General features: G+C 45.3%; 11 protein-coding genes. 3 read left to right on the top strand and 8 right to left on the bottom strand.

All coding sequences use genetic code 11. The features are described from left to right. Window positions 1-48: 48 nt before the first annotated feature. The 3 genes from PN466_RS22285 to apcB all read right to left on the bottom strand — a co-directional run bounded on the left by PN466_RS22285 (window position 49) and on the right by apcB (window position 7,154). On the bottom strand, window positions 49-3,183 hold the full coding sequence (locus tag PN466_RS22285) for an ATP-binding protein (RefSeq protein WP_271944127.1): 3,135 nt from the start codon (window positions 3,181-3,183) through the stop codon (window positions 49-51). Window positions 3,184-3,280: 97 nt separating this feature from the next. Next, on the bottom strand, window positions 3,281-6,142 hold the full coding sequence (locus PN466_RS22280; RefSeq protein ID WP_271944125.1) for a response regulator: 2,862 nt from the start codon (window positions 6,140-6,142) through the stop codon (window positions 3,281-3,283). Between the two features lie 502 nt (window positions 6,143-6,644). Further along, the gene (apcB, locus tag PN466_RS22275; protein ID WP_271944124.1) at window positions 6,645-7,154 is read right to left on the bottom strand and encodes an allophycocyanin subunit beta; all 510 of its coding nucleotides are present in this window, start codon (window positions 7,152-7,154) and stop codon (window positions 6,645-6,647) included. A 434-nt stretch (window positions 7,155-7,588) separates the two neighbouring features. Here apcB and glnA point away from each other — a divergent pair, with 434 nt between their 5' ends. The 3 genes from glnA to PN466_RS22260 all read left to right on the top strand — a co-directional run bounded on the left by glnA (window position 7,589) and on the right by PN466_RS22260 (window position 10,546). Next, on the top strand, window positions 7,589-9,010 hold the full coding sequence (gene glnA, locus PN466_RS22270) for a type I glutamate--ammonia ligase (RefSeq protein ID WP_271944121.1): 1,422 nt from the start codon (window positions 7,589-7,591) through the stop codon (window positions 9,008-9,010). 142 nt (window positions 9,011-9,152) lie between these two features. Then, on the top strand, window positions 9,153-9,626 hold the full coding sequence (locus PN466_RS22265) for a ubiquinone biosynthesis protein UbiE (protein WP_271944120.1): 474 nt from the start codon (window positions 9,153-9,155) through the stop codon (window positions 9,624-9,626). A gap of 185 nt (window positions 9,627-9,811) precedes the next feature. Then, complete coding sequence (locus PN466_RS22260) at window positions 9,812-10,546, top strand: mechanosensitive ion channel family protein (protein WP_271944118.1); 735 nt, start codon at window positions 9,812-9,814, stop codon at window positions 10,544-10,546. Between the two features lie 260 nt (window positions 10,547-10,806). Here the strand turns inward: PN466_RS22260 and PN466_RS22255 are convergent, their stop codons facing one another. From PN466_RS22255 to PN466_RS22235, 5 genes are all read right to left on the bottom strand, one after another. After that, window positions 10,807-12,126, bottom strand: coding sequence for an MFS transporter (locus tag PN466_RS22255; RefSeq protein WP_271944117.1), 1,320 nt, complete (start codon window positions 12,124-12,126; stop codon window positions 10,807-10,809). Window positions 12,127-12,237: 111 nt separating this feature from the next. Continuing rightward, window positions 12,238-12,870 carry a Uma2 family endonuclease gene (locus PN466_RS22250; protein ID WP_313898682.1) on the bottom strand — a complete coding sequence of 211 codons (633 nt, stop codon included), beginning with the start codon at window positions 12,868-12,870 and terminating at the stop codon, window positions 12,238-12,240. A 288-nt stretch (window positions 12,871-13,158) separates the two neighbouring features. Beyond that, entirely contained in the window at window positions 13,159-13,515 is a 357-nt protein-coding gene (locus tag PN466_RS22245; RefSeq protein ID WP_271944113.1) for a type II toxin -antitoxin system TacA 1-like antitoxin, read from the bottom strand. Window positions 13,516-13,864: 349 nt separating this feature from the next. Beyond that, window positions 13,865-15,505: an SWIM zinc finger family protein gene (locus tag PN466_RS22240; RefSeq protein WP_271944112.1), complete on the bottom strand. Its 1,641-nt coding sequence runs from the start codon at window positions 15,503-15,505 to the stop codon at window positions 13,865-13,867. A 32-nt stretch (window positions 15,506-15,537) separates the two neighbouring features. Further along, the gene (locus tag PN466_RS22235; RefSeq protein ID WP_271944110.1) at window positions 15,538-18,699 is read right to left on the bottom strand and encodes a WGR domain-containing protein; all 3,162 of its coding nucleotides are present in this window, start codon (window positions 18,697-18,699) and stop codon (window positions 15,538-15,540) included. Between the last annotated feature and the right edge of the window lie 151 nt (window positions 18,700-18,850).

The following is an 18,850-nucleotide window of genomic DNA, read 5'->3' as shown; positions in this document are numbered from 1 at the left end:
ACAGAAGAGGGGTATCTCTTAGATAAAAAGACTGAGATTGACACGAAATTATGAATGATGGACTACAGTCGAGATGAATTCCAAGATTCCTGTATCGTCGAACTCATGAGTAAAGGCAAGGATACGATCGCAGAACACACCATATTTCTCATCTAAATTTCCCAGTCGTTCTACTTCTTCCTCTACCCCTCCAATATCTCCTACTTTCGCCAACTTTTTTAAGAGAGTTAGTTCTTCCTGTGGGGGACAAATAAGTTCGGAAGATTTTGCTTCTGAGGTATCAGTTGGAATTTCGTAAATCCACTCTAAGGCAAGCAACTGCTGAATTCGACCTAATAATTGCTCCATGTCCACAGGCTTGGGAACAAAATCATTACAACCTGCCACAATACTGCGGTTTTGATCGTTTTCCAGCACGCTGGCTGAAGAAGCAATAATAATGACGTCTGCGTCTTTCTGCCGAATTCGACGAGCTAGTTCAAAGCCATCGAGTTTTGGCATGACTAAATCAGTGACAATTAAATCGGGTTGGCATTGTTCATACTCTTCAATGCCTTGCTCTCCATCTTCAGCTCCAGTCACTACAAACCCTAATGGTTCGAGTACTTCGCCCACTACCATACGATTAACGACTTTATCGTCCACAACGAGAATCTTTTGTCGCTCCCCCTTATAGCCCACAATCTTGCCCTTAGCTCCCACAGTGAATTCTTCTTTCCAGTCTTGCACAACGGGAAGGTTAACCTCAAACCAGAAACGGCTGCCCTTACCCAGCTCGCTACTCACTTGAATTTCACCCCCCATCATCTCCACAATTTGACGACTAATGGCTAGACCCAAACCCGTGCCTTCTGCTTTTTGCTGTCCATCTCCCACTTGCTCAAAGGGTAGGAAGATTTTCTTCACTTGCTCAGGAGTCATCCCCACCCCCGTATCTTGTATGGTAAAGCCTATCGGCACAACGGCCGTATCTAACTCTGGACTCAGTTGGGGTGAACCCATGGGTTCGACTGTTAAGGTCACCTCACCTTGGTGCGTAAATTTGGTTGAGTTCCCCAGTAGATTTAACAGAACTTGGCGCAATCGTTTGGGGTCAATATAAACTCCTTCTGGTAAGGGAGAAGGGGTAATAGCTTGGAACTCGAGCCCTTTTTCTTTGGCTTTGATGCCAATGACTTCTGCTACGCCACTGATAAACGAGGGGAAGTTTACGGTTTGGGGGACTAACTCTAGTTTTCGGGCTTCGATTTTGGCTAAATCCAAGACATCATTAATCAAAGTTAACAGATGAGTGCCAGCTTGACGAATCACATCCACTCCTTTGCGGTCTTTGGGACTCAGTTCATGACTGCGCTGTAAGATCTGGGCATAGCCAAGAATACCATTGAGGGGAGTTCGTAGCTCGTGACTCATATTGGCCAGGAATTCGCTTTTGGCCTGATTGGCACTATCAGACATTTGTTTGGCTTCGGCAAGGGCTTCTTCCACTTGTTTGCGCTCGGTGATATCGGTAATAAAGCCTTCAAGAAAGGCGAGGCTACCATCTTCTGCATACACACCCATCCCTTGTTCCCAAAACCATTTGAGTTCTCCCGTTGCAGTCACGCTGCGATAGACCAGTTGGAAAGGTTGCTGTTGTTCTATGGCTGCTGCGATCGTGCTTCGGACGAGTTGGCGATCTCCCAGATGAATGAGATCAGCATAGGCGATTGTCTGATTGTCAATTAGGTCTTCGGGGGAATAGCCAGTGAGGTCGTAGCAGCCCTGGCTGACAAATTTCATTGTCGAATATTCATCATCAAGATAACGATATGCTATTCCTGGTAAGTTAGTCATCAGCGTTGTCAGAACGCGTTGATTTTCTTGCAGATCGTGAGTTCGTTCCTCGACTCGTTGTTCGAGGGTTTCAAAGGAAGCTTTCAGTTGTGCGGCCATCTGATTGAAGGATTTAGCCAGTTCTCCGACTTCATCGGAGCGTTGAATATCTAGGGTTTGTTTCCATGCTCCTTTAGCAATCTCTTTAGCCGCAGCATTGAGTTTTAGGAGGGGTTGAGTGACCCAGTTGGCTGTGAGCAGACCCACACCGAGCGCCACCAGTAAGGCCACAATACACAAGACAATAGTGGTACGGGTGTTGGTGTTAATCTGTGCCATAAAGTCCGATTCGGGGATGAGAATGACAATGAGCCAATCTAACCCTCTCTCGTCTTGATAGGGTATAACTCTGACAAACAAGAGATCGCCATCAATGTTAAATTTGAGCTGTTCAGTGACTTCAATTTGGCTCAAGTCGCCAAAATATTCCTTTAAATATTCAGTCGTCACTCGCGTCAGTCGGTCTTGACTCTCTGTAGCGGACAATCTTTCCAATTCTTGGTCTGAGTCGGCAGGCAAAAAGAGATTTTCTTCGATAGAGGTGGCAACTAACAGCCCTGATCGTTCTATGATAAATGTCTGTGCCGATGGGCTAATTTGTAATTCACTCAAAAACCGATTGACATGTACTATCACCAGATCGGCACCCACAACTCCTAGTAACTGTCCGAGATCGTCATAAACAGGAGCACCAAAGGTTATTCCCAATTCTGCGATTGAGACATAGAGGTAAATATCACTCCAAACGGGTTGCCCTTCAGTGACCGGGGTAATATACCAAGGGCGAACGCGGGGATCGTAGTCTGGGATACTCCCCAATAAAGTATCAGTACGATTACCTTGGCTATCAGTCGCATAGGTATTGAAACTGTAGTTGGTCGCACTATCGGTGATGTCGATGGTCAATATTCCCTCCTTGTCCTGGTCGATAGCATATAGTTCTCCCTCCTCATTTCCCATGAGCACGTAAGGGATATCCTCAAACATTTGGACTTGCTTGAGGAAATATCGATCCATGCTACGGGGGTTATAAATATCGAGGTAACCTAGGGCGATCGCATCAAGAATATTCTGAGTGACCATAGTGGGCTGGGCTAAATAACCATTTAGATGCTGCTCGATGCGAGTTCCTACTTCATCTTGCAATTGATTGGCTAGGTCGTTGACTGCTTTATGTCCATTCTGAAAGGAGAGCCATCCAGTTAGACCTACCGCAGCAATAATCTGGATCGCAAAAGGAATGACAAGTACCCAGCGAAGTGGAACTTGAAGAGGGGTTTGAGAAACTTGATGATGATTTGTATCCATAGGAATAGCTCCAATAAATTTAAGTTGCGAGACCAGAAAATTTTATGGGGTGTGCTATGAGAGTTGAGGATAAAATAAATCAAGAAAGTCAAACCTATTAGGTTGTTGTGCTTCTCAAAAGTTCTAAGATGCCAGGATCGTTGAATTCATTGGCGAGGGCAAGGATGCGATCGCAGAACCCCCCATATTTCTCATCCAAACCGCGCAGTCGCTCCACTTCTTCTTCTACAGCACTAATGTCTCCGATTTTGGCGAACTCTTTTAAGGCGCTTAATTCTTCCCCAGGGGGATAAATGAGTTCCAACTCTATCGTCTTGGAGGTGGCGATCGCCCTTTCGTAAATCCACTCTAATTCTAGTAACTTCTGAATCCGACCCAACAATTGCTCCATCTGCACCGGTTTGGGCACAAAATCATTACAACCCGACACAATACTGCGGTCTTGATCGTGTTCTAGCACACTGGCTGATGAAGCAATAATCCTTACCTCTGAGTCTTCTTCTCGAATTCGACGAGCCAGTTCAAAGCCATCGAGTTTTGGCATTACCAAATCAGTGATAATTAAATCCGGTTGGAATTGTTGATATTGCTCAATGCCTTGCTGGCCATTTTCCGCTTCCGCCACCAGAAATCCTAACGATTCCAGCACTTCTCTGACCACCATACGATTCACGATTTTATCATCCACAATCAGAACCTTGCACCGCCGGCCGTCATAGCCAATAATCTTGCCCTCAGCTCCAACAGTGAGTTCTTCTTTCCAGTCTTGCACAAGGGGAAGGTTAAGCTCAAACCAGAAACGGCTACCTTTACCCAACTCGCTACTGACTTGAATGTTTCCCCCCATCATTTCCACAATTTGACGACTAATGGCCAAACCCAACCCGGTTCCTTCTGCTTTTTGCTGTTGATTGCCGACTTGCTCAAAGGGTAAGAAGATGATCTTGGCTTGCTCAGGGGTCATACCCACACCTGTATCTTGTACGGTAAAGCGTATGGGCACAATGGTTGCATCCAACTCTAGACTCGGTTGAGGTAAACCCATTTGTTCAACGATCAGCGTTACTTTACCTTGGTGAGTAAATTTGGTGGAGTTGCCTAATAGATTTAAGAGAACTTGGCGTAACCGTTTGGGGTCAACATAAACCCCTTCTGGTAACTGGGGAGGGGTAATAGCTTGAAACTCTAAACCTTTCTCTTGAGCTTTAATCCCAATTACTTCGGCTACTCCAGTGATAAATGAGGGGAAGTTCACTGTCTGGGGGATTAATTCTAATTTACGGGCTTCGATTTTGGCTAAGTCCAAGACATCGTTAATTAAGGTCAACAGGTGAGTACCCGCTTGGTAAATGACCTCAACTCCTTTGCGATCTTCTTGACTCATTGCATTGCTGCGCTGCAAAATTTGGGCATAGCCAAGGATGCCGTTGAGGGGGGTGCGTAGTTCATGACTCATGTTGGCAAGGAATTCACTTTTGGCTTGGTTAGCCAGATCTGCGGCTTCCCTTGCCCGTTGGGCTTCTGCCTCGATCGCTTTCCGTTCTGTAATATCTGTAGCTACACCAAGCAGATAGGGCGGTTGATTCTCCGCTAGAATCAGGGGCGTTTTGATGGAGTAAAAGCATCGTTTTTCACCATTAGCTTGGGTGACCGATTCTTCAACTACTTGTAGTTGACCATGGCTTAAAACCCAGCGATCAATTTTTTGAAATCGTTCTACTTCTTCAGGAGTAGGTACGCCAAATTCTGCATCAGTTTTACCCACCAGATCTTCAACGGTGGTCTGATAGATTTCAGCTAGGGCTTGATTGCCCAAAATAAAATGCCCTTCGGTATCTTTGACAAAGATGATATTGGGTGTAGTATCGATGACTTTGCGTAGGAAAGTTTTTTGCTCTTCAAGTTGGGCGGATCGCTTGGCAACGTCTTGTTCTAACGTGAGGGAATAGGCTCGAAGTTGACGTACTTTATAGCGATTTAAGATTGTGTAATTCAAAATGATCAATAAGCCACCTGTCCCGAGCCAAATCACTAGAATCTGGAGACTCATGGCGTGTCGGAGTTCAACGATCTTGGCTAAAAAATAGTCCCGTTGAGTCAGCACATGAATCTGCCAGCCCAAATTGGGAATGGTGATGCTAGAGGTGGGAATAAAGTCGGGATAGTGAGTTTGGTGGAAGGCATTGAGTTCTGCACCAGATACTTCCAAAATGGTTTGAATTCCAGGATTTTTGGCCTTGGCTGCTGCCAGGAGCTTGTGGCGATCGGGGTGAACAAAAACGTTACCGGAGGATGTGGTGAGGTAAACCATGTCTTCCGGTTGGGTATTGAGTCTGGCAATTTGCTCTTGCAAGAGGGGGAGAGTGATATCCACTGAGGCGATCCCTGCGACTTCAGGCGAATTGGGTTGAGTAAAGCTTTGGCCGAGAGTGATATAAATGAGATCTGTATCAAAATACGGCTCGGTAAATTGGGGCTGTCCCAGATTTTTTTTGGCTAACAGATACCAATGTTGAGTATGGAAATCGTAGTCGGGGGTTTCCCATTCATCGGTGAGAATCAAGCGATCGCGCTGCTTTAGATCTCGATGTATATAGGGGCCAAAATAACGCACACCTGGCTCAAACTCCTCTGGTTCAAACCAGAGTCCAATGCCATAAATTAGTTGGGGATCGGTAGATTCGAGAAGAGCATGAAGACGCTCTGCTACCTGAGTGCGATCGCCTCGTAGGGGCCCGACTAGACTGATTACTGTATTGACGATTTGGTGGGATATCGCCACCTGTTGGTTCATCTGACTGACAAATTGCTCGGCGATCGCCTCCCGTTGGTCTTGGGCTTGACGGTGGAGTTCCGGAACCCGCAGGCGATAAAACAATACCAAAACACTGGTCAGCAAGAGAGGGGGGACAAGGCAAGCTAGATTCAGCAACCAGGGGATAATATTTGAGGTCCGCATTTTACCAGGAGAATTGGGTTTAGAGCAACGCCCTTCCAGGGTGGCTTTTATGTTACAATTATAAATTTAGAAAGAAAGATCAACCACTGATTACTGATACGATCCTATTCTTGCCACGGATGATAAACATCAAGAGACTTCTTGCAGAAGGTGAGGGAATAGGGAATAGGGGTAAGAATGCAGGATTACTCCATTGCCATTTATTTTCTGCACAATTATGCAAGAGGTCTAATCATTGCGCCCAGGCTAAAGCCTATTCAATTCTTAATTATTTAATTGTTCATTATTGCAGTATTGATTGAAAAGATTGCCTTTTTCTCCTTCAATCAACAGAGTGTCCGGTATGGTGGGATTAGCGACGACTAGGGCAGCATGAATAGACCGATTGAGGTTTTCTGGTTGCGATTCCTGTTGCCCTATAACCCATTACCTATGACCCAATAAACAAATAAGGGCAAGTGTTTCCACTTACCCCTACGAGCGAGAAGTTTAAAACGAACCGTTACACATTCTTCTCACTTAAATCACGAGCGATGTGATCAAAGGGTTGATCCACAAAACTGGTATCAGCCACACCAGCTTCTGCCACTTGTGCTTTGACAATCTCCTTCATAATTTGAATCCCGCGAACCGTGGGTCCGATGGGAACCTCTAGAGAATTATAGACTTCCCGCAGTCCTTGTAGGACCCGCTCGTCTAGAACATCGGTATTCCCAGAAACCAGAGCATAACTGGCATAGCGGAGATAATAATCCATATCTCGCAGACAAGCCGCATAGCGGCGAGTCGTATAAGCATTTCCACTAGGACGGATTAATTCAGGTAGTTCCTCAAATAATTGGGAACCTGCTTGCTTGACAATACTGGCCGCATTACCCGTAATCACATTAGCCGCCTGAATCCGAGCCAGACCACTGTCAAAATAGGATTTGATTTGGTCTAGGGCATTGCGGTCTAGATACTGACCTGTAATATCGTAATTTGAAATTAAGCTTGTGACTGCATCCCGCATTTGTATTTACTCTCCCAACACAGCGTATTCGTTATTAAAGGGGATTAATGCATGATATCCATTTTGGAGTTTACTATAAAACGCATCCCCATTTCAGCCTCAAGTTTAGAGGACATCCTCTCAGAGCGATCGCCACAGTCATCAGAATTGTTAAGACATTGCTAAAAAAACCGCCATACTGGATCAAATATTTTAGTAATGAGCTATACAAAACTGACTGACACCTATTCCCTAGGATGGATGAGCTAGAAAACTGGGACAGCGATCGCCAAGGCAAAGGATTGATGCAACCAACGTCTGGCCAGTCACTGTTCCAGACCTAACTGGTTGTCACTTTTCCTCTTCAGGTCGCGGAAAACGAAGGTCTCAACGCTAAGGAACCTCACGCTCTGAACCTCAAGACTGACTCAATACCAACTCATAAGGAGTAATCCATGTTCCAAACCTCAGCAGAATTCTTGAAATACGTTCAAGATGAAAAGATCCAGATGATCGACCTGAAATTTATCGATATGCCTGGAATCTGGCAGCATTTAACCCTGTATCAAGATCAAATCGACGAAAGCAGTTTCACCGATGGCGTACCCTTCGATGGTTCTAGTATTCGGGGTTGGAAAGCCATTAATGAATCTGATATGAGCATGGTTCTCGATCCAACTACCGCTTGGATTGACCCATTTATGGCTGAACCGACGTTAAGCGTCATCTGTAGTATTAAAGAACCTCGGACGGGGGAATGGTATAGCCGAGATCCCCGTTCCATTGCCCAAAAAGCGATCGACTACCTGCAAGCTACCGGTCTTGGCGATACGGCCTATTTTGGCCCGGAAGCAGAATTCTTTGTCTTTGACGATGTTCGCTTCGACCAAACCCAAAGTGCTGGGTATTATTATGTCGATTCCATTGAAGGCCGCTGGAACTCCGGACGCGAAGAACCCGGTGGTAACTTGGCCTACAAACCCCGCTACAAGGAAGGCTATTTCCCCGTCGCTCCCACCGATACTATGCAGGATATGCGGACGGAGATGTTGCTGACCATGATGAAATGTGGAGTACCGATTGAAAAACATCACCACGAAGTAGCCACAGGAGGACAAAATGAACTCGGTTTCCGCTTTGGGAAACTGATTGAAGCGGCTGACAATTTGATGACCTATAAATATGTGATCAAAAATGTCGGTAAACGCTACGGTAAAACCGTGACCTTTATGCCCAAACCGGTCTTTAATGATAATGGTTCTGGGATGCACACCCACCAGTCCATTTGGAAAGATGGTCAGCCCCTGTTCTGGGGAGATGGCTATGCAAATCTGAGCGAGATGGCTCTCCACTATATTGGCGGTATCCTCAAGCACGCTCCAGCTCTGTTGGCCTTGACCAATCCTTCCACTAATTCCTACAAGCGTCTAGTTCCTGGGTTTGAAGCTCCGGTAAACTTGGCCTATTCTCAAGGAAATCGTTCAGCTTCTGTCCGCATTCCACTCACGGGAACGAATCCGAAAGCTAAACGGTTTGAGTTCCGGTGTCCCGATGCCACTTGTAATCCCTATCTGGCCTTTGCCGCGATGCTCTGTGCTGGAATTGATGGGATTAAAAACAAAATCGATCCCGGTGAACCCTTGGATGTGGATATCTACGATCTTTCTCCTGAAGAGTTGGCGAAGATTCCTTCGACTCCCGGTTCTTTGCTAGATGCGCTGAAAGCTCTAGAAGCAGACCATGAGTTCTTAACAGCTGGCGGGGTATTTACGGAAGACTTCGTTACCAATTGGATTGAGTATAAGCTCGATAATGAGGTCAATCCCATGCGCTTGCGTCCTCATCCCTATGAATTTGCCCTGTACTACGATGTCTAGAAGAGGCTATAATTTTTCCTCTGATAGTTTTTTAGTCCATTAAGAGTGACTTCCCGTGAGATAGCCACCTACAATAGGTGGCTATTTTAGTGAAAAGACTTACACTAATTTAAGTAAACTAAGTTTCTCATACCGAATATTGATGGTGAATCCTTTAGCTGAACTGGCCTATCAAGGGTGGCAACAAACGAAGAATGCATTAAGCTTGGCTCATAAGAGTCTGGCCTATCAATTGTCTACTGTATTGATCGATCGCCAGAAGAGTTCTATACCGGCGATCAATCCACAAGTATTAAGCATTATTCAACAGCGCTTGGACGCTCTATTAAAAGTCGATTGGGAAGAAGCAAACTCAGGAGTTTATCCCCTAGAGCTGTTGTTTGAGGAAGATTGGCCACACTTATTCTCCACTTATCCGATGATTTGGCTCGATTTACCTCTCACTTGGCAACGGAAAAATCGTCAAGAATATCAGGTATTCCCGTCAGAGGTCGATCGCTCGACTTATCCTCGGTATTATCTACAAAATTTCCATTATCAGACTGATGGCTATTTGAGCGATCGCTCCGCCAAATTGTACGATCTGCAAGTCGATATTCTCTTCAATGTTATCTGAGCGATGATTTAAGCGATCGCCTGCAAAAAATTGGGTTTGAACAGATTGAAACTAATACTCATTATCTGAGCAAATATTGGGTAGCGCACAAACCCATAAAAGATAAAAAACCTATAGCCACACCAATGAATAGCTAATCCATCTCAAGAATACCTAGACGATCCAGGACTATATTCCCTTGGGGTATGTTGGCGTTTATCGTATTTTTTGTCACTCAAGGTATTCGAGAGGTGATCGTAGTTCACTTACAACAACAACACGATAAAGTAGATCGTAAATTGATCCGAACTCTTGTTGATGTTATCAGTTTTATTTCTAGTGGAGCTGTTGTTTTATTTGGGATTCAAAGACTTGGAGCCAATTTATTTCCCCTGTTGGCTGGGTTAGGGGTTGGAGGTTTAGCCATTGCCCTAGGTGCACAATCAACCTTAGAAAATGTTATTGCTGGACTGGCATTATTTTTTGATAAGCCAGTGGTTGCAGGTGAAAAATGTGTTTTTGGAGAGCATGAAGGTATTGTCCAATCTATTGGTCTACGCTCTATACGTCTTGAAGGCCTTGATGGGAATTTAATCTCTATGCCGAATTCAGCATTCTCTCAACTGCAACTCACCAATAAAAGCCGAGCTGAGAAAATTTTATTTAAGCATAGAATCCACCTCTCTTATGAAACCAAATCTCATCAACTCAAATCGGCCTTAGATCAGTTTCGCAAGCTTTTGGTCGATCATGAACATACTCTTGAAGCTGGGCTTCACGTTCGATGTGTGGGATATAATGAATATTCTATTGTTGTAGAACTTCAAGCTTACATTGATACTGGTAATCGAGAAGAGTTTCTCTTGATTCAAGAATGTTTATTGCTGAAGGTGAAAAGTGTTGTTGAGGAAGTAGGAACTAAGTTTGCGATTGGTGTGTGATTTAATTGAGCTAAGTTTAGGATAAGCGATCGCTAGAAGAGATAAATATGAGCGGAGTATGGGACAACAACAGGAGAATTAGAAGGAGGATCAGGATGATTGGTCAACATTATTAACATTATTTTTGGGTGGATAGCCTATTGCTATCCACCTAAGAAGCCTATATTGGATTTGGAGTGGGCTTTACTACCTTCTGCTGAATCCGACCTCAGGTTAATTGATTATTACAGACGCCAGAAATTGGGTTTCTTAGAAGTCGATCAGAGTAAGGGTTCGCGGCTGCGATCGCCCATAAATCCCAAGGCGATCGCACTCATGCAGGCACTAATGACTAAATAAATGACAGGAGCATAGATATTACCACTGACATTAATTAGCCAGGTACAAACCAACAGGGATGTTCCCCCCATAATACTCGCTCCTAGATTGAAAGACAGAGAATAGGCAGTCAGGCGAGTCTCCGTCGGAAAAATTTCCACCATCATCACGGGAGAAATTGCCAACAAGGGAACCAGGAAAATTGCCAATCCGATTTGAGCCAACCAGACTTCGTAATTATTCGGTTGCAACAACAGCCAAAATGCAGGAAAACCGAACAGTGCCACACTCAAAATTGCCAGCAATAACCAGGATTTACGCCGTAAAGTCGTATCGGATAGCCAACCGAACAGGGGAAGAATCAGGATCTGGATGGTGAGGGCAACCACATGAATGACTAAAACCCCACTGCGGGAAACATCGGTGAATTGATCCAAATAGGTCGGAATATAGACCATAATGATGTAGTAAGTAGAACTATATCCCCCGGCAAAAAACATGGCCTGAAGCATGGGAACCAGGGATTGCTTCAGATCGCTCAGTAGAGGAACTTGTCTGCCTTCCTGGTGTTCTTCAAACACTTCTGAATCGGGGAGATTACTGCGAATGTAGAGTCCAGTCAATCCCAATATACCGCCAAATAAGAACGGTAAGCGCCAGCCCCAAGTCAGTAGGTTGCTGTCAGACAGCAGATGGGTAATCAACGCCACAATACCTAAACCTAAGAGTAAACCTGTTGTAGATCCCACATTGACAAAGCTAGTAGTGAAGCCGCGCCGAGTTTGGGGAGCGGTTTCCGCCACGTAGGTTACCGATCCAGTGAATTCGCCGCCCACGGATAATCCCTGAACTAATCTGAGCAGAATTAAAAAAATGGGTGCTGCAATCCCGATCTGGTTATATGTGGGTAATAAGCCCAATATGAAGGTGGGGATTGCCATTAAGATCACGGAAATAAAGAGTTCAGTCCGACGACTAACGCGATCGCCAATATAACCGAAAATTCCTGCCCCAAGAGGTCGCATGACGAATCCTGCGGCAAAGACTCCATAGGTTTGTAGCAGAGAGACAATCTGATTATCGTTGGGGAAAAACAGTAGGGAGATGATGGGGGCTAAATAGCCATAAAGGGCAAAGTCATACCATTCGATCACATTACCGACAACACCAGCAAGAATAATGGTTTTGATGCTTTTTTCGCTGTCACTCGTCTGGTGAGCGGGCTGATCCTGGACGGCTTCAAGTTTAGATAGTGGTGTCACTCTGGTGTTGGATTAACTGCTGTTAATATACTTTAGCTTAAAGGAAAAGTTTGAAGTAAGTGGAGCCAAGGCGTTCGGTTGAGCTTGAAGACTCATCCAGTACAATTGGCTTTAAGGCTGAAACTGGGCCAACAACCACGCTCCAACTTGCGATCGCTCTTGCTGCCGACTGCGCTGCATGGCTTCCTCTAGTACCGCTATACTCAAACCAGTTAAGACTTGGGAATGGTCAATCCGCTTACTGCCGCGATTTGCAATGGTATAAGCCAAAATACGAGCCAATTGCACGTCTACAACCCAATATTCAGCCACTCCTAAATCTTCATAGAGCGATCGCTTATTCCCTTGGTCATCGAGCAACGAAGATACTGCGATTTCAATTGCCAAATTAGGTGGGGGGTAGCGGTTCAAGTCCACCACTGTTGTTCCCCAAGGAATCACTTGGGCTTGTTCTCCTACATAATAAGACAAATCGGGCTGAGACTCTCGCTCCCCAGCCTTGCGGTAGCTACAATTGGCTAAACCCTTAAACGGAATTCCCCTGAGTGTACAAAACAGTTGCACCGCAAAATCCACCATGGAATTATCTGCTGCATGATCGTGACCGACTGGTGACATTTCAAGCCTCATGTGCCCTTTGTTATAGTAGCTCTTTCCCTTGTTCAATAGCAGGTCTTCAAGGGTTTTTAAGTATTCATCCCAAGATGCTCTTGTCCAGACATCTGATGGTAACAGAGTTTTCATATCCGTCATGTCCCATCTCTCCCAAAATTAGCTTATAGCGATCGTACCTGATATTTCAGGGATCGGTTAATATCTACTTAAAACTCAAGTTATGAATAGAGTGGCAGTCTTTGGAATATTCAATTTGTACTGATAAAGCAAAGCTCAATATCAAGGTGATTCATGATTTTCTTTGTAATCGCTCCTACTGGGCTAAAGGCCGTAGTTTAGAAGAAGTTCAGAAGTCCATGGAAAACTCGATCTGCTTTGGATTGTGCGATCGCCAAGGCAATAGGCCACAGGGATAGATTATTGAGGGTTTTGGCTTTTTTGGATGATGTCTGAGAATGACCAGGTGAGGGTCGATAGAATGCCTTTGGCGAGGTTATGGAGATCTTGGGGGTTATTGTCAAGGATAGCTGCTAGGGGGTCTGGTGTGGCTTGAGCGTCTGTAGATTCGGTGGGTTGAGGGTCTGCTGTGGGCTGGGGAGAGTGGGATGAGCAGTGCAGGGCTTTGTGGGCGATCGCTGCACTCAGGGCATGATGTACAATATAATCGGTTACGCTTAATCCAGTTAAGGTGGCGGCTTCTTCTAGGAGTTGATAATGTTGGGATTCGAGTTGGAGGGTGATAGTAGATTCCCGGATCGAGTTGGAGTCAGACATAGGGCAGTGATTGGATTCTGTATCAACAGTCTACCTTAAATCTATACAGAGATTGAATGTTGACTCCGCATTATTTGCCAGAAATCACAAAAAATTACACGACCTAAAACCATTGGTTGCCCCTTCGTAAACCCCTAGGACTAGACTACTCAACTCAAGCGGTTCCGGACTGGTGTGGTTCATTTGATTCAAAGAATCCAAATTGAAATAGCTACACCAGTCCGAGAACCGTACCGTCACGAGCAGGCTAGTGATGCATGGATGGACTGAGCGCAAGAGCGGCGATGCACCGCCCAGATTGCAAGGCTGTTTGCCAATGGTTGGGTCGTGTAATTTTAGGTTATGTAGTTTATTGACATAAACGGGCATGATGCATCCGTAATGCCAAGATATGTTCGCAAGGGCCTTTATACAGCTTATTTTGCTGATACCAATTGCAAGTACATTCTGCTTTAATTGTACGCTCATCTCGATCGATTGTCAAATTGGGCGCGTAAGTTTTTCCGTTGTCACGAACGGTTCCTTGGAGAATTAATGCGCCACCAGACTCCGTTACACTGCTAACTTGGACTTGATTTTCACTTAAGAAACGAGTCGCTTTTTCTTCCCGCTCATTGGCAAAGCGTAAGCGTTCCATCGGTAAAGGTTCGTGGCTCAATTCTCGCAGGCGATAGACTTGTTTATTCAGGTCATAAATGGCGCATCCAGCTTGGGTATAGGCTCCAAGCGCTCCTAATACCGCCGCTTGACTTAATCCTAACCGTTTAGCAAGACTCTCTGGCGTTTCTGCCCAAGTTTCTCGCAGCGCATCAAAGATTATTTTTTGTGTCCATTCATCGACATCAGCGCGGGGAGCCATGAGGTCAAAGTTGCCGGAACTTGACCAGTCATTGGCTGTCCATCCGGATAAGCCTAATGTAAAGGACATATCGCCTAAATCGGCGACATAAAAGGAGGGCATTCCTGTGCCTAAAAGATGAACAGTGAATTTTTGGGCAATGGGGATTAAGCGCTCTAGAATATGGATGCGACGGCGACCCCAGACGCGGATTTCTTGGCTATTATTGCCAGTATAGGGCGATCGCCAACAAACTACTTCTTTATTCCAGGGATCGAACACTACTTTGATGGGTTGTCCCGGTTCCAGGATATAGCGCAAACTGCGCGGCCCCTTTTTCTCCTTGTTGCGGCGGAGAATCAGACAGATATTGTGGATATCCATGGGGTGTAAATCAAAGGTGGTTGCCGGGAGTGACATGGCAGAACTCACCTGTAAAAAGCCCCTTACCCAACTGTCAGGTAAATCAATTTTGACTTCTTTGAATGTTTCTTCGTGGGTGGTTTGTACTTCAAAGCCAGACGGATCGACTTGAAATTGGGTGGTTTTGTAGCTTCTAATTTTTTGAAATTCATCATAGAGAGCGGCAGAATAGTCAATATTTGTCGTGCCGCAGGCGAATTCGTTGATATTTTGAAATACGTCATAGCTTGCCCCCAGTCTGCCATAACTGGATTCATCTTGACTGAAGCATTCAAAAAAGATTTCATCCGGGTGAACTGTGATTACAGGATCGAAGACAAAATAGAAATCCAGTTGTTTTTTCCACACATAGCGACGAAATTGTTCTCTGGCTTTATAATAGGGTCGCCAGCGTTCATAATTGATGGAATTAAGTGCAGTTAATTCGTCACGAATGGTCGCGATCTGGGCAGCGACTTCTTCTTTCTGTACAGCAAAAGATTGCCATTCTAAGTCTTCTTGTTGTTTCGCCCATTCTTTATATTCTTCGTTGTCTTTGGGTTGGTAGCGCAAATCGGAGACGACGACATCATGAAGAGCGCTAATGGCTTCTCGAAATGCGACACTTTTTCGCAATTCACCGATAAAATAGGTGGGCGGACGTTTGGTGTCGGGGGAAAAGGACATTTGGGTTTTATTTCCGTGGTTGTTAACGGCTGTACTGCCGTGGTATGAATAGGCAAATTCCATAAGTTTGACCTCAAATTAAATTAAAATAAGGATTAACGTCGGATTTCGGTAACGGGTTTCACTTCAAGAGGAAGGGGAATATTGGGATAGCGTTGGTGCAAGCGTAACATTAAGTGTAAACAATGGGATTTATCGGCGATCGCCATGGTCGCTGACTGCCGAGTTAGCACTTCGGCAATTATCTGTGCTGCCGCTTCACTTTTGAGAGCTTCCTGTTCTAAGAAGTGAAAGACCCTCTGTTTCGCCACCCGTCCCCGATTCACTTGGGATAAAACTGTGATTAAATAGGGCTTTAACTGCTCTAACTGCTCTGGGTTATTGGTGGCATAATTCTGTAAATATTGACTGGCGAATACTTGCATATCCGTACTGGGATGTTCGCTAAACTTGAGTAAATAATCTTGCCCATAGGGTTCTTGGAACGTACGGGTGACGAGCTGACGGCCAAATTCGCGCACGTCTTCGCGAATGCTGTCGCAGATGAGAACCATGACTTCTGGAGTCCAGTCGCTGTCGGTGAAATGGCGTTGGAAAAAGTCTTGGGCAAACTTGCGCGAGTCTTCCCATTTGGCTTCTAACAGGCGGACTGCGGCTAATTTTTCCGCGTCGGAGGCTTTGATGCGATCGCTGTTCTGCTCTATCATTGTCCAAGAGGCTTGTCTAACGGTTAGCACTTCATGGCTGGCAAAGCGAACAATTTCGGCAATTGACCACTGTTTCGCCCAACGATAGACATTTGCACCGAGGATAATACCACTGAGTTGCTGGGCAAAGCCAGATTTAGACTTAAGCAGACGCAGGGTTAACTCTTGGGAAATTTGGTCTTTCCATCCGGGAAGATGGATATGGAGCAGGGAAAATAGGTCTTTATGAACGCCTTCATGGGATTCTGGAGTAATGAGAAATTCGATTAATTCTGTGGCTAAGGGGACGCTAAACTGAGGATGACCGTTAGCGAGACGGGAAATGATCGGCTGAATGGATTGGCGCAGATCAGGAATCGCACTGACAGCCATGGCTATAATAGCATCTCGGTAGTCTTCTCGCAGTTGGCGATCGCCCAATTGACCAAAGATATCTACCCCAATTCTCCGGATAGCTTCTTGAGGAGAGGCTATCAAGGATTCAATGATACTGACAGGAAGCTCCGTTGCTGGAGTTTCATGGTTTTGTAGTAATCTTGCGCCTAGGGTTTGCACTTTCAGAACTGGATGCGCGAGTAAGTCCAGAATGACTTGTAAACTGAGGGTTTGTAGAGGAATAGCAAAGAGTTGAAGGAGAGTATCGGATATGGCTGCTACTGATTCTCCGGTGGTGAAGCTAATCAGTTCAGAGATGATATAGCCAATGATAATCTTAATTCTATTTTCGGGGATGGGGTGCGATCGCAACAACTGACGCGCAAATTCTTGAATTTCCAGATGGGGACTGAGCAGCAACTGACACAAGAATTCAGCCGAACCCACAAATAGATCCGGGTTTGCGTCTATCCACTCCTGTGCTTGCGTGCGAGCGGGCGTAAAGCTACAGTTTAAAAGAGCAATGACTAAATCAAAATTGGGATTTTCGGGCGTATAACGTTTCTTGGCTAAGTTAAAGGCAAATTGTGCAGTTTCGTCATAAGATTGACTCAATAAACCCACTAAATCTTGCACTGCCATCTGCTGGCAAAAGTTGGGATTATCTGTTAAGGCTTTGACGGCAAACTGATGTACCCGATGACATTGACTCTTTAATAGTAATTCTAATAAGGCATCCGGGCGTTGATTCCAGACTTCAGGAAATGCTTCTTCCCTAGTTTCCGGGGGAGGAACTCCTGGTTTATAATCATCTTTACATTTCCAAGCTTTATATCCATACTGCCAATGATAGCGAGGACTATTGCTGTAGAGAATATGATTAAAAGATAAATAACCCGCATATTGATCCCAATAGCTTTTGATAGCAACATATTGCCCACCTGAAGTCCATCGATAAGAACTTTTTTCTCGAACGGGTTGAGCATCGCCATCCGAGTAGGCTAAGAGAACTCCCACTGCTAGATCGATATACTTTAAATCTCCTTGCTCCCCTAATTTAGCCAGGCTGCGCCATACCCGTCGTCGCAGATAGTCGCGGGTATCTTGACTATAAGCTAGGGAGGTATCAGGACGTTGTTGTTCATTCCTCAAGTTATCTGCTACAAGTTCGTAGCGTCTCGTTTCTTGGTTATATCGGTGTTCATAGCAGTTTAGGTAGCGTCCATCAGGCAATCTCACATAATAGACTTTGCTGTTATATAAGGCTTTTCCAGTTTCAAATCGCCAGGCTAAACTGCCAAAAAATTCGGCATCTTGGCGATATTCTGCCATTTTGAACAGGTGGCGCAGGGGTTTGAAGCTTGGAGGCGCGAGGGGTGCGGTGCAGATAAAGTTGTGTAAGGCTGGACGAGTGATGTCGAGATGGGTTTGGTAGAGGATTTGTAGAACTTGAAAGGGTTGATAGTCTTTAGTGTCGAGATAGGCGGCAAGAGTTTCGATTACTGTGTCGGAGTTTCCGGTGGCGATCGCCTCTTGTAGAATAGTCGGTAGGCGATCGTGCGCCATCTGCTGCAACTCGTCTCTTGTCGTCCCATCTCCCAATTTCCACATCGACTCAAAGGCAATTCGCTTGACAAATTCTGGAGTTGATGCATTAGTTTCCAACTGCTTTAATACCGGCAGAGCTTCCGAATTTCCTAATTGTCCCAAAGCATGGGCAATACAATAATCTCGCAAGGGTTCGCCTGTGCCTAAAAGCTTGAGGAGATGGGGCGTTGCGGCACTCAGGTGTAATTCTCCGGCACGCCAAATGATGCGATCGAGCGGCCAATCTTCCGGTGGAATCCCTTGGAGATAAGATAAGATGCGATCGTCTCTCGTCATCTCCTTATCTGTTGCAGCAGATTGAGGCATTGCAGAGGTTTCAGCCGTAGCGGTAATATCCTGATATCCCTTCTTCGTTTTTTCCTGTACCAACTTATCAAACAGTTTCTCCGCTTGTGGCAAAGATACCGGGTTAGGCGTTTTCGTCCCTTCCTTTAGGTTAGCTCCCCGACGACCATAGCGGAAATGGACGATATACCCATTATCGCCTGCTGAAAGTAATTCTACCTCATAGATCTTATCCGAGCGGTTGTCTTGGTAATGGAGCGTTGTCTGTTTAATCCGTTTCATAGCCGTGAGGAGAAAAGATTGTTGGCCATTTTAGTCAACTTTTCCGGCTCCGTCCACACCTTCAGATAACGGATGTGCCAACTTTGGGGGTATAGAATAATCGATCCTGGAGAGACAAGTTGCTCTGAGCCAATTGTTTTATCAGGGATTG

The organism is Roseofilum reptotaenium CS-1145 (genome assembly GCF_028330985.1).
Taxonomy (GTDB): Bacteria; Cyanobacteriota; Cyanobacteriia; order Cyanobacteriales; family Desertifilaceae; genus Roseofilum; species Roseofilum reptotaenium.
Note: the sequence above shows the minus strand (reverse complement) of the source record. Positions and strands in the feature narration are given on the sequence as shown.